This window comes from Cupriavidus sp. 09_S30, assembly GCF_056930435.1.
In genome coordinates this window covers 1,563,302-1,575,425 of sequence record NZ_JBXOWI010000002.1, presented here as the reverse complement: position 1 = coordinate 1,575,425, position 12,124 = coordinate 1,563,302, and the positions used below count along the sequence as shown (strand labels likewise).

Annotated in this window: 9 protein-coding genes; 5 read left to right on the top strand and 4 right to left on the bottom strand. The window is 69.5% G+C overall.

Annotated elements, in window-relative coordinates; genetic code table 11:
• Nucleotides 1-12: 12 nt before the first annotated feature.
• From AC1Z3O_RS27210 to AC1Z3O_RS27195, 4 genes are all read right to left on the bottom strand, one after another.
• Nucleotides 13-1,140, bottom strand: a complete 1,128-nt coding sequence (locus AC1Z3O_RS27210) for an ABC transporter permease (RefSeq protein WP_483519261.1) — start codon at nt 1,138-1,140, stop codon at nt 13-15.
• A gap of 2 nt (nt 1,141-1,142) precedes the next feature.
• The gene (rbbA, locus tag AC1Z3O_RS27205; protein WP_483519259.1) at nt 1,143-3,917 is read right to left on the bottom strand and encodes a ribosome-associated ATPase/putative transporter RbbA; all 2,775 of its coding nucleotides are present in this window, start codon (nt 3,915-3,917) and stop codon (nt 1,143-1,145) included.
• Nucleotides 3,918-3,920: 3 nt separating this feature from the next.
• A complete protein-coding gene (locus tag AC1Z3O_RS27200; protein ID WP_483519257.1) occupies nt 3,921-4,901 on the bottom strand; it encodes an HlyD family secretion protein in 981 nt (326 codons plus the stop codon).
• A gap of 247 nt (nt 4,902-5,148) precedes the next feature.
• Nucleotides 5,149-6,687, bottom strand: a complete 1,539-nt coding sequence (locus AC1Z3O_RS27195; RefSeq protein WP_483519255.1) for a bifunctional aminoglycoside phosphotransferase/ATP-binding protein — start codon at nt 6,685-6,687, stop codon at nt 5,149-5,151.
• 205 nt (nt 6,688-6,892) lie between these two features.
• On the opposite strand from AC1Z3O_RS27195, the gene AC1Z3O_RS27190 reads away from it, so the two are divergent.
• From AC1Z3O_RS27190 to AC1Z3O_RS27170, 5 genes are read left to right on the top strand one after another with little or no spacing between them, the layout of a single operon-like run.
• Nucleotides 6,893-7,369 (top strand): MarR family winged helix-turn-helix transcriptional regulator, encoded by a 477-nt coding sequence (locus AC1Z3O_RS27190; protein ID WP_483519254.1) that lies wholly within the window; start codon nt 6,893-6,895, stop codon nt 7,367-7,369.
• Nucleotide 7,370: 1 nt separating this feature from the next.
• Complete coding sequence (locus AC1Z3O_RS27185; RefSeq protein ID WP_483519253.1) at nt 7,371-9,356, top strand: FUSC family protein; 1,986 nt, start codon at nt 7,371-7,373, stop codon at nt 9,354-9,356.
• Complete coding sequence (locus tag AC1Z3O_RS27180; protein WP_483522023.1) at nt 9,356-9,565, top strand: DUF1656 domain-containing protein; 210 nt, start codon at nt 9,356-9,358, stop codon at nt 9,563-9,565. Before AC1Z3O_RS27185 ends, AC1Z3O_RS27180 begins: the two co-directional genes overlap by 1 nt.
• Nucleotides 9,562-10,521 carry an efflux RND transporter periplasmic adaptor subunit gene (locus AC1Z3O_RS27175; RefSeq protein ID WP_483519252.1) on the top strand — a complete coding sequence of 320 codons (960 nt, stop codon included), beginning with the start codon at nt 9,562-9,564 and terminating at the stop codon, nt 10,519-10,521. The genes AC1Z3O_RS27180 and AC1Z3O_RS27175 overlap by 4 nt, the downstream gene beginning before the upstream one ends.
• Nucleotides 10,518-12,047, top strand: coding sequence for an efflux transporter outer membrane subunit (locus tag AC1Z3O_RS27170; protein ID WP_483519251.1), 1,530 nt, complete (start codon nt 10,518-10,520; stop codon nt 12,045-12,047). The genes AC1Z3O_RS27175 and AC1Z3O_RS27170 overlap by 4 nt, the downstream gene beginning before the upstream one ends.
• Nucleotides 12,048-12,124 lie beyond the last annotated feature (77 nt).

Below are 12,124 nucleotides of genomic sequence, written 5' to 3'. Positions count from 1 at the left end.
GCTTCACCTGGCTCAGCCCTGCTGCGCCAGCATGGCGCGAAAGCGCGTGAGCGCCAGGGTCAGGAAGATCGCGCCCGCCGCCGTGACGCCGAGCAGCTGCGGCCAGACCACGTCGACGCCCGCGCCGCGGAACAGGATCGCCTGCGTCAGCGTGACGAACTGTGTGGTGGGCAGCAACTGCACCACCGGCTGCATGGCGGCCGGCATGCTCTGCACCGGCGTGGCCGCGCCCGACAGCAGGTAGGCAACGGCGTAGGTCGGCACCGCCAGCAGGCCGAACTGCGGCATGGCCGGCGCCAGCGTGGCCAGCCACATCCCCAGCGCCGTCACCGAGAACAGATACAGCGCGGTGCTGAGCGCGAACAGCGCCATCGATCCCTGCAGCGGAACCTGCAGCCACAGATTCACCACCAGCCACAGGGACAGCAGCGAGACGAGGAAGATGACCGAGCCGTTGGCGATGATCTTGGCGGCGGCGATCTCGCTGGCGCGTACCGGCATTACCAGCAGGTGCTCGATGGTGCCGTGCTCGCGCTCGCGGATCACGGCGGCGCCCACCAGGATGATGGAGAGCACCGTGATGTTGACCACGATCTGCATGGTCGAGGTGAACCAGTAGGATTCCGTGTTCGGGTTGAACAGGACGCGCAGCACGGCTACGGCCGGCAGCTGCGCCTGGATGTCGTGCGCGCGCAGGAAGGCGAGCGTCTCGCTGGTGAAGATTTCCTGCAGGTACGCCGTGCCCAGTCCGGCCTGCGTCATCGCGGTGGCGTCCACCAGCACCTGCACGGCCGGCGCGCGGCCTGCCAGCACGTCGGCTTCGAAGCGCGGCGGGATCTCGATCGCGAAGATGTAGCGGCCGCGGTCGAGCTCGGCATCGATGTCGCGCCGGTCGATGTCCACCGGCGGCTTGAAGTAGGGCGGCTGCACCGCATCGCGCAGGCGGCGCGACAGCGCCGAATGGTCGCCGTCGACGATGGCCACCGAGGCATTCGACACCTCGGCCTTGATCCCCTTGGCAACGGAGTAGACCGCGAGGGTGAAGGCGAAGACGATCAGGATCATCAGCGTGGCATCGCTGAACAGGCTGAAGATCTCCTTGCGGCTGAGCCGCGCGACGTTCTTGAACCATTGCCCCATCGCTAGGCCTCCTGCTTGCGCAACAGGCAGCGCGCACCGGCCAGGTAGGCCAGCGCGAAGCCGAGCAGCGCCAGGTACATGGTGCCGAAGCTGTCCGCGCCCAGCCCCTTGGTAAAGCTGCCCAGGCTGATGAGCTGGAACCAGGAGGAAGGAAAGCCCAGCCCCACCCAGTAGCCGCTGCCGGTCAGCGTGGAGACAGGGTAGAGCAGGCCGGAGAAGTTGACCGAGGGAATCAGGCACAGGATGGCGGTGCCAAAGATCGCGGCAACCTGCGAGCGCACGAAGGTGGACATCAGCAGGCCCAGGCTGGTCGCGGCCAGGATGAACAGCAGCGCGCCCAGCGACAGGGCCAGGAAGGAGCCCTTGAGCGGTACCTGCAGCAGGGTGACGGTCAGGGCCACCAGCGCCAGGTAGGCCAGCATGGCCAGGCCGGCGTACGGCAACTGCTTGCCCAGCAGGTATTCGCCCACGCTGGCCGGCGAGGCGTAGAGATTGGTGATGGAGCCCATCTCCTTTTCGCGCACCACGCCCAGCGCCGTCAGCATGGTGGGAATCAGGATCAGCGCCAGCATGATGATGCCCGGGCTGATGGCATAGATGCTGCGGAACTGCTCGTTGTAGACGAAGCGCGTTTCCACGCCCATCGGCAGGGCCGGGGCCGCCATCGGCAGCGCGCGGGCGCGCGCCTGCACATAGCCGAGCAGCGTGGCGTTGACATAGGTGCGCACGGTGGCGCCTGGGAAGGGGCTGGAGCCATCGATATAGAAGGCCACCTCGGGACGGCGCCCGGCCAGCAGGTCGCGGCCAAAGCCCGGCGGGATCTCCACCACCATCGATGCGCCGGCGGCGCGCAGCACCTGCCGCGCCTGCGCTTCGTCGCGCGCCGTGCCCGCCGGCACGAAATAGCGTGAGCCGGCGAATTGCTCGAGCAGTTCGCGGCTGGCCAGGCTCTGGTCGCGGTCGAGCACGGTAAAGCGTACGTTTTCCACGTCGAAGGACACGCTCCAGGCCGCCGCCAGCAGCAGCACGATCGGCCCGAGGATGGCGAAGGCGAGCCGCAGCTTATCGCGCGCCAGCTCGATGGACTCACGCCTGGCGAAGGCCCAGATGCGGGCCAGCGGCGCCGCGGCGGTGTGGCGCGGCGATGGGGCCTCGCCATTGCCGCGGGCCTCGATGCTGCCCGCCGGCCGTCTTGCCGGGGAGAGTGCCGGCGGCGCGCTGTTGGACTCGGCTTCCTCCAGGTACGCCACGAAGGCATCTTCCAGCGTGTCCGCCTGGCGCCGTTCGCGCAGATCCTCCGGTGTGCCGACCGCGAGCACGCGGCCGCGGTGCATGAAGGAAATCCGGTCGCAGCGCGCGGCCTCGTTCATGAAATGGGTGGAGACGAAGATGGTGACGCGCTGCTCGCGCGACAGCTTCACCAGGTGGCGCCAGAACATGTCGCGCGCGCCGGGGTCGACCCCGGAGGTCGGCTCGTCCAGGATCAGCATCTCGGGACCGTGCAGGCAGGCCGCGGCCAGTTGCAGCCGCTGGCGGATGCCTAGCGACAGGGCGGCCGGGCGTTCGTCGGCGTAAGGCGCCAGCTCGAAGCCAGCCAGCGCCTGCGCGACCGCAGCGCTGGCCTGCTCGCCTTCCATGCGGTAGAGGCGGGCATGCAGGTCCAGGTTCTGCCGCACCGTCAGCTCCTCGTACAGCGAGAAGGACTGGGACATATACCCGACGCGCATGCGGGTGCGCATGTCGCTGGCATCGATCGGCTTGCCCAGCAGTCTGGCGGTGCCGCTGCTGACGTCGAGCAGGCCGGTCAGCATCTTCATGGTGGTGGTCTTGCCGCAGCCGTTGGAGCCGAGGAAGCCGAAGATCTCGCTGCGCTCGATGCGGAAGCTGACCTGATCGACGGCGACGAAGTCGCCGAAGCGCCGCGTGAGGCCCTCGGCCTCGATCGCCGGCTCGCCGTCCTCCGGGGCGCGCGGCGGGATGACGAGTCCCGTGGCGTCGCCGCGCCGCGCGGGCGGCAGCAGCGAGATATAGGCTTGCTCCAGATCGTCGGTGCCCGCGCGCTGCAGGACCGCGGCGGTGCTGTCGCTGACCAGGACGCGGCCCGCATCCATCGCCACCAGGTGCTCGAAGCGCTGGGCTTCCTCCATATAGGCGGTGGCCACGATCACGCTCATGCCCTTCTGCTCGGCGCGCAGGTCGTCGACCAAGGTCCAGAACTGGCGCCGCGACAAGGGGTCGACGCCGGTGGTGGGTTCGTCGAGGATCAGCAGGTCGGGGTTGTGCACCAAGGCACAGCACAGCCCGAGCTTCTGCTTCATGCCACCCGACAGCTTGCCTGCGGGGCGGTCAGGGAAGGGGGCGAGGCCGGTGGCGTCGAGCAGCCGGCGGATGCGCGCGGCCCGCTCCGCCGCATCGAGGCCGAACAAGCGCCCGAAGAAGTCGACGTTCTCATACACCGACAGCGTGGGGTAGAGATTGCGTCCCAGCCCCTGGGGCATGTATGCCACGCGCGGCAGGATGGACTCGCGCTGGGCGCGATCCCGCAGGTCGGCGCCCAGTACCGAGGCCTGCCCCTGCTGGATGCGTTTGACGCCGGCGATGATGCCAAGCAGCGTCGACTTGCCCACGCCGTCGGGACCGATCAGGCCGATCGTGCTATGCCCGGGCAGGCTCAGCGAGACGCCCTCCAGCGCGCGCGTGCCACCGTAACGATGCGTCAGCCCCTCCACGCGAATGGCGCCGGACTGCGTGCCGGCGGTGCCGCCCACGTCTCCCACGTCTTATTCCCCGCGCACGGCCAGCGTCGCCGGCCAGGGCTTGGCGGGATCCAGCCGGACATAGCCTTCGCCGGTCATGCCGGCCTTCAGCCGCGGCGCCAGCTTGCGCGCCACCTCCACCGGCAGTTGCAGCTTGACACGGTACATCAGCTTGGCGCGCTCGCCCTCGGTCTCCACGAACTTGGGTGTGAACTGGGCTTCGCCGGCGACAAAGCCGATGCGGGCCGGAATGGGTTCGCCGGGAAAAGCGTCCAGCACGATGCGGGCCTGCGCGCCGATGGCCAGCCGGCCAGCCTGGGGGCCGGGCAGGAAGACAGTGAAGTAGATATCGTCCGGGTTCAGCAGCGAGACGACGCGCCCGCCGGGAGGCAGCACCGTGCCCACCTCCACCACGCGGTATTCGACGCGGCCCGCCAGCGGCGCACGCACCGTGGTTTCCGCCAGCACGGCGTTCAGGCGCGCGACCTGGGCGTCCGCTTCGGCCATGGCGGCACGCGCCTCGCCCAGTGCCGCGCGGGCGCCGTCGACGCCCGCCTGTTCGCCGTCCAGCGCGATGCGCCGGCGGTCCCGCTCGACCGCAGACACCTGCCCGTCACTGAACAACTTGACCGTCTCGGACCACTCCAGCCGCGCCAGGCGCTGGCGCGCGCTGCGTGCCTCGGTCTCGGCCTGCGCGCGCTGCGTGGCGTCGGCCGCGCGGGCCCGTGCGGCCGTGGCGGCCTCCAGCTGGGCGCGCAACTCGGCGTCGTCCTGACGCGCCACCAGCGCACCGGCGGCCAGCACATCGCCTTCGCGCACGGGCAACTCGACCACGCGGCCGCCGTACTTGACGGCCACGTCGACCCGCGCCATTTCCAGGCGGCCGTTGGCGTGGGCAATCTCGGCCGGCCACCGCTCGCCCCGGCCGTACTCCCACCACAGGACCGCCGCGGCGAGCAGGACGATGAGCAAGGCCAGCAGGCCCCAGCGGAGTTTGTTCTTCATTTACTACTCGTTGGATCGTTGCACGAACCCCGGGGCCCGGCGGACGCGATGGCGCCGCCAGGCGCCGCAGTGCCAGGGGGACGATGATGCACATGATGCTACACCGCTTGGTGCACCGCACAAGCCCCGCTGGCGGGGGAACTACGTGCAAAGACGGCTTCCTTGACCAGTCGCAAAGCCGCTGTAGAAGGATTCCTCGATTTTTCCACCGCAGAACGGCGGGGACCGGCAGGGAAGCCGGGCAGCCTCAGCCGAACCGTGCGGCCAGCGCATCGACCTCGGCGGCCTCGGCGGCGTCCACCGCCTGCCGCCGCTCCTCGGGCGCAAGCGGTTCCTGCGCCAGCACCTGCCGCTCGAGGACGGCCACGTCGGCGTCGGAGGGATCGTTGCGCGCACGGGCGCGCGCCTCCACCCGGGCGCGCAGCGTGCCGAGGCTGGCGTGGCAATCGACGATGACGAATGGGGTGCCGGCGCGCGCCGCCTGACTGGCAAAGCGGTTGCGGCGGCCCCGCTCCAGGAAGGTGGCATCGGCGATCATCGGGAAGCCGGCGCGCGCCCCGAGGCGGCACGCCGCCAGCAGGCGGCCGTACGTCCGCGCCGTCGCCGCCGGGGCGTACCAGCCGCCGGGCGGCGGGCTGGCGGTGCGCTTGCGCTCCACGTCGGCACGCACCCGGATCATGCCGCCGCGCTCCGCGAGCCTCGCCGCCACGGTCGACTTGCCGCTACCCGACAGCCCGTGCATCAGCACGATGGCGCCGCGGTGCTGGGTCAGCAGGGCCTCGGCCAGTGCCAGCAAGGCGCGGTACTCGTCTGCCTGCCGCGCGCGGGCGGCCGCGTTCTCCTCGGCCTTGCCCGCCTGGCGCACGCGTTCCAGTGCGACGCGGGCCCGCACCAGCGCGCGCATCGCGGCGTAGAAGGGCAGCAGGGCGAGTCCGGCGTAATCGCCGCCACGCTCCAGATACGCATTGAGCAGGCGGTAGGCGAGATCGCGCCGGCCGTGGTGAATCAGGTCCATGAAGAGGAATGCGATATCGCTGATGGTGTCGATCCACCGCAGTCCGGCATTGAATTCGAGGCAATCGAAGGGCTGGGCCTCGCCGTCCAGCACGACCACGTTACCCAGGTGCAGGTCGCCGTGGCATTCGCGTACGTGGCCGGCGCGCAAGCGCGCCTCGAAGCGCTCGCCGAGCGCCTGCGCGCGTTTGCGCAGGGCCGCGCCAAGGCGGCTGGCGAGGTGATCGTTACCGTCCAGGCCGCCCAGGCCATCCTCGCGGGCGATGCCGGACAAGCACTCCTCCACCGTGTGCCGGATGCGCTCCGGGGTCCCATAGCCGTCGCCCACGGCGGCGCGCGGCGCCCCTTGGTGGAAATCCGCCAGGCGCAATGCCAGCGCATCCACCTGGGCGATGTCGATGGTCCCCGCGCGGATGCGCGCTGCCATCAGATCCTGCTGAGGGAAGCGGCGCATGCGTACCGCATAGTCGAGCGGCGCGCCGGGGCCGCCCACGCGCACGCCATCGCCTGCCCGCGTGATGGGCACGACGTCGAGATACAGCCCAGGCGCAAGCGGGCGGTTCAGCCGCAGCTCCTCCTCGCAGTCCGCACGGCGGGCTGCCAGGGTGGAGAAATCGACGAAGTCGAAACGCACTGGCTTGCGCACCTTGTAGGCAAGATCGCCGGCAAGGAACACCCAGGAAATATGGGTTTCGATGCACTTCACCTCGGGTGCCGCATGCGGGTACGCATCGCTGCGCATCATTGCCCGCGCCAGGGCTCCGTCTTCCATGCACGTCTCCGAGCCATGCCCGCCAAGAGGCGGCTTGCGGCCATGATAGGCGGGCAGGGCGGCGTGATTGTTGAGGAACATCAAGGGGTGATACGGGACCGCACCGCGCCAACCACGCCATCTATATAGATACATAGAGGACGCCCTGATTCGTTCGCAGAAGAATAGTTTGCATTCTAATTATTTCACAGCTATCATTCCGACCATGACTTCCGAAGATGCGCTGCGCTTTGCCTTTACCGGTCAGCTGATGCTGGCTGGCAGGCAGTGGCGCCAGATTTCCCAAGCCGCCGTGACCTCCTACGGCGTTTCCGCGGCAGCCGCCGGCCCCCTGTTGTTCATCCGCCGCCTGGGCGGCGGCGTGCGCCAGGTCACTGTGGCCGAGTATGTCGGCCTCGAAGGCGCCTCGCTGGTCAGGCTGCTCGACCAGCTCTGCGCTGCCGGCCTGGTCCGCCGCGAGGTGGATGCCAGCGACCGGCGCGCCAACGCCCTGTGGCTGACCGAGGCCGGCGAGGAGCTGGCCGCCAAGATCGAGGTCGATCTGAAGCGCATCCGCGCCACCGTGTTTGAAAACGTGGCCCCGCAGGATTTCGAAGGCGCGTTGCGCGTGCTCGACGCCCTGGCAAAAGCCGCGGCGTCCGCCTCGGCGCCGCAGGAACCCACGACAGGCCAGGGGGCATGAAGTGATCAGTTGGCCCTCGGCAAGGGATTGGATTTTTTCCGCCAAAGCCTTCATCGCTTCCATGCTGGCGCTGTTCATCGCGCTGTACCTCGATCTGCCGCGCCCCTACTGGGCGATGGCGACGGTCTACGTGGTGGCGCACCCGCTGACGGGGGCGACCCGCTCCAAATCGATGTACCGCGTGCTGGGCACGCTGCTGGGCGCGGCGGCATCGGTGCTGTTCGTACCGGCGCTGGTGAACGCGCCGCCGCTGCTGATGGCGGCCGTTGCGATCTGGGTGGCGGTGCTGCTCTATGTGGCGCTGCTCGACCGCTCCCCGCGCAGCTATCTGTTCATGCTGGCCGCCTACACGCTGCCGATGGTCGCGCTGCCCGCCGTGGAGCACCCGACCGGCATCTTCGACCTGGCCGTGGCCCGCTCGGAGGAAATCGTCCTGGGCATCATCTGCGCCAGCGTGGTCGGCGCCGTCGTGTTCCCGGCCAAGGTGTCCAACGTGCTGCGCGACCGCCTGGCCCAGTGGATGGGCCACGCCGCGCAGTGGGCGGTCGACATGCTGTCGCCGGACAATCCCGGCGCGGCCGTCTCGCGCCACCACAGCCGTCACCAGTTGGCGGCCGACATCCTGGCCCTGGACCAGTTGATCAGCCAGCTTTCCTACGATACCGAGACCGCTGCGCGCATCCGCGACGCCAAGGAACTGCGCGGTCGCATGACCATGCTGCTGCCGGTGCTGTCCTCGCTCGCCAGCCTGGTCGAGACGATGCAGCGCGACGAAGCCGGCGTGCCGCCGGAACTGGCTGCGCACATGGCCACGGTCTCCGCCTGGATCCGCGGCAATGCGAGCGAGCGCCCCCCCATACTCGACGACGATGCCGTGCCCGCCTTCGATACCGCCGTGGCGACGACGGCCTACGACCGGCTGCGCGAGTTCGCCGCGCTGTGGCAGGACTGCGTCTCGCTGCAGCGCCGCCTGGGCGAAGCCGCCCCGGCGACGGAGTGGGTGCCGGCATTCAGCCGCTGGAACGTTGGCGAAGCGCGCCACTATGACCACGGCATGCTGCTCTTCTCGACGGCCACCACGGCGCTGGCCATCTTCTGCATGGGCATGGTGTGGATCATGACCGGATGGGCCGACGGCGCCGGCGCCGTCGCGATGGGCGCGGTCTCATGCTGCTTCTTTGCCGCGCTGGACGAACCGGCGCCGATGATCCGTTCCTTCTTTGTCTGGAATGTGGTCTGCGTGGTGCTGGCCATGGTCTACCTGTTCATGATCCTGCCGCGCGCGCACGATTACGAGATGCTGGTGGCCATGTTCGTCATCCCGTACCTGCTGTTCGGCGTGATGATCGCCCAGCCGCGGCTGAGCCTGATCGCCGTGCCGCTGGCCATGGTGACCGCCACCGATATCGGCCTGCAGGGCAGCTATAACGCGGACTTCCACGCCTTCTTCAATAGCAGTGTGGCCGGCGTCGCCGGCATCCTGTTCGCGCTGATCTGGACGCTGATGGTGCGCCCCTTCGGCACCGCCGCGGCGGCACGCCGCCTGGTGCGCGCCAGCTGGGGCGATATCGCTCGCAATGCCACCGGCCGCGAGCCGGGCGAGCATGAGCGTCTGCGCGCCCGCATGCTGGACCGCCTGGCCCAGTTGGTGCCGCGGCTGGCTGCCAGCGAGAGCGAGCAGGCGACCGACGGCTTTACCGAGGTGCGCGTGGAGCTGAGCACGCTGGCGCTGCAGCGCGAACTGCCCGCGCTGCCCGACGCTGCGCAGCATGCAGTGCGCCGCGTGCTGCATAGCGTCGCCGGCTATTACCGCGGCCGGCTTGACGCCAAGGTCGACGCGCCGCCTCCCGCGCTGCGCCTGCGCCTGACGCGGGCCATGCAGGGCGTGGCCGACCGGGCCGACCAGGCCTCGCGCACGGCGCTGCTGGCCCTCGTCGAAATGGAAGTGGCCTTGTTTTCAACCTCTCCCGTGAGCGGGAAGCAATGATGAGCGGTGAAGTCAACCTTTACGGTGTGTATATACCCAGCCTGCTGGTCTGGATGCTGGTGGCCTTCGTGATCATGGCCGGCCTGCGTGCCGGGCTGTCGCGCGTGGGCTTCTATCGGCTGGTCTGGCACCGCTCCCTGTTTAACCTCGCGCTGTACGCCATCATCCTGGGTGGGGTGGTGTGGCTGGCGGCGCATCTGCAATCATGAAACTCAGACTCAAATCCATCGGGCCGGTCGTGCTCACGCTGGCCCTGACCGCCGGCGGGGCGGTTGTCGCCAAGCACCTGTGGGACTACTACACGGTCGCACCGTGGACGCGCGACGGGCACGTCCGGGCCGATGTCGTGCAGATCGCCCCTGATGTCTCCGGCCTCGTCACCAAGGTGCTGGTCAAGGACAACCAGCAGGTCAAGCGCGGCGATGCACTGTTCGAGATCGACCGCGACCGCTTCGCGCTGGCGCTGCAGCAGGCGCAGGCCAATGCCGCGGCGATCCGGGCCACGCTGGGCCAGGCCCGCCGCGAGGCGACGCGCAGCCAGCAGCTGTCGGAGATCGTGTCCAAGGAAGTGGTCGAGGAAGGGCTGGCCAAGGTGCAGCAGGGCGAAGCCGCGCTGGCGCAGGCCGAGAGCGCGGTCGACCTGGCCAAGCTGAACCTGGAACGCACGCGCGTGCTGAGCCCCGTCGACGGCTATGTCAACGACCGGCTGCCACGGCTGGGCGACTACGTCAGCACCGGGCGGCCGGTGATGTCGATGGTCGATGAGAAGTCCTTCCACGTCGAAGGCTACTTCGAAGAGACCAAGCTGGCCGGCATCCACCTGGGCAGCCCGGTCGACATCCGCATCATGGGCGAGTCCAAGGTGCTGCGCGGCCACGTGCAGAGCATCGCCGCCGGTATCGAGGACCGCGACCGCACGGCCGGCTCCAACCTGCTGCCGAACGTGAACCCCACCTTCAACTGGGTGCGCCTGGCCCAGCGCGTGCCAGTGCGCATCGTGCTGGACGACATGCCGCCCGACATCCGCCTGGTGGCGGGCCGCACGGCCACCGTCTCGGTGGAAAACCAGCAGGGCGGCAAGAGCGGCGCAGCACCGGCCGCTGCCGCACAGGCCGGCCACACGGTCGCGCAAGGACCGGCCGCCAAGCAGGAGTCAGTACAGTGAAACGCTTTACGCTAGCCCTGATTCCGGCGCTGGCGCCGCTGTTGTTCGCCGCCTGCACCACGGTCGGCCCGGACTACCATGTGCCCGAGCATGCCGCCGTCAAGGCGCCCGAGGCCAACGGCCCGCTTGCCGGTATCGATCACCCCGCCGTCTCCATCGCGCCCGTGCCCGACGGCTGGTGGCGCCTCTACGACGATCCCCGGCTCGATGCCCTGGTGCAGGAGGCCCTCGCCGCCAACACCGACATGCGCGTGGCGGCAGCCAACCTGCGCCGCGCCATCGCCACCTACCACGAGGTGGAGGCCGAGAATCTGCCCCAGGCAGCCGTCCGGGCCGGCGCCCAACGAGGCAGGATCGCGGCGGAGCCGCTGCTGCACGAAGACGCGATCCCGGTGATGAACTTCGGCGACGTCGGCTTCGGCGTGTCCTACCTGATCGACTTCTTCGGCAAGCTGGCGCGCGCCGACGAGGCCGCGCTGGCCGGCGCGCAGGCCAGCCAGGCCGCGCTGGACCAGGCGCGCGTGGTGGTGGCCGCGGAGACGGTACGTTCCTATGTGGAAGGCTGTGCCGCCTCGCATGAACTGGCGGTCGCCGAGCAGCAGCTGGCGCTGCAGGAACGCGGCGTGGAGCTGACACGCAAGATCGTGGCGGCCGGCCGCGGCCAGCCGCTCGAACTGCTGCGCGCCCAGTCGCAGGCCGACACCTTGCGCGCTGCGCTGCCCAGGCTGCGGGCAGGGCAGGAGGCGGCGGCCTACCGGCTCGCCGTGATGCTGGGCAAGCCGCCCACCGCCGCGGCGACGTCCGAGTATGCCTGCCACGCCATCCCCAAGCTGGCCCAGCCGCTGCCGGTGGGCGACGGTGCCGCGCTGCTCAAGCGCCGCCCGGACGTGCGCCAGGCTGAGCGCGAGCTGGCCTCGGCCACGGCCCAGATCGGCGTGGCCACGGCCGACCTCTATCCGTCGATCAGCATCGGCGCGTCGGCCGGCTTCACCGGCATTCTGGAGCACCTCGGGCAGGCGCAGACCGCGCACTGGAGCATCGGGCCGATGATCACCTGGAACATCCCGACCAGTGGCACCCGCGCCCGCATCCACGGCATAGAAGCCGGCTCGGACGCCGCGCTGGCGCATTTCGACGGCGTGGTGCTCAAGGCCCTGCGCGAGACCGACACCGCGCTGAGCGCCTACACGCACGAGCTGGAGCGCAACCAGTCGCTGCGCGACGCGCGCGACAAGGCCAATGAGGCCGCGCGCCAGAACCGCCTCTTGTACGAAGCGGGCCGCGCGCCTTACCTGAACAGCCTGGACGCCGACCGCACGCTGGCCAACAACGATGCGGCGCTGGCTGCCTCGGACGGCCAGGTGGCGGTGGACCAGATCAACCTGTTCCTCGCGCTGGGCGGCGGCTGGCAGAATGCGCCTAAGGTGCGTGAGCAGCTCGCGACCGAGCGCTCGCACGCGCATGCGGATTCGCACTTGGAATCGCATTCGGACGCGCACGCGGACTCGAACACTTCCACGCATTGATGTACCCTTTGGCCTTTGCGGCGGCATCTGCCGCCGCAAAGGCCATTTGTCGTTCTGCCGGCACACCCATCGGTGCG

What these genes read in the sequence shown, in the direction of transcription:
- AC1Z3O_RS27180 (WP_483522023.1), top strand. Translation starts at nt 9,356, where the DNA reads ATGAGCGGTGAAGTCAACCTTTACGGTGTGTATATACCCAGCCTGCTG.
- AC1Z3O_RS27190 (WP_483519254.1), top strand. Translation starts at nt 6,893, where the DNA reads ATGACTTCCGAAGATGCGCTGCGCTTTGCCTTTACCGGTCAGCTGATG.
- AC1Z3O_RS27195 (WP_483519255.1), bottom strand. Translation starts at nt 6,687, where the DNA reads ATGGAAGACGGAGCCCTGGCGCGGGCAATGATGCGCAGCGATGCGTAC.
- AC1Z3O_RS27200 (WP_483519257.1), bottom strand. Translation starts at nt 4,901, where the DNA reads ATGAAGAACAAACTCCGCTGGGGCCTGCTGGCCTTGCTCATCGTCCTG.
- AC1Z3O_RS27175 (WP_483519252.1), top strand. Translation starts at nt 9,562, where the DNA reads ATGAAACTCAGACTCAAATCCATCGGGCCGGTCGTGCTCACGCTGGCC.
- AC1Z3O_RS27210 (WP_483519261.1), bottom strand. Translation starts at nt 1,140, where the DNA reads ATGGGGCAATGGTTCAAGAACGTCGCGCGGCTCAGCCGCAAGGAGATC.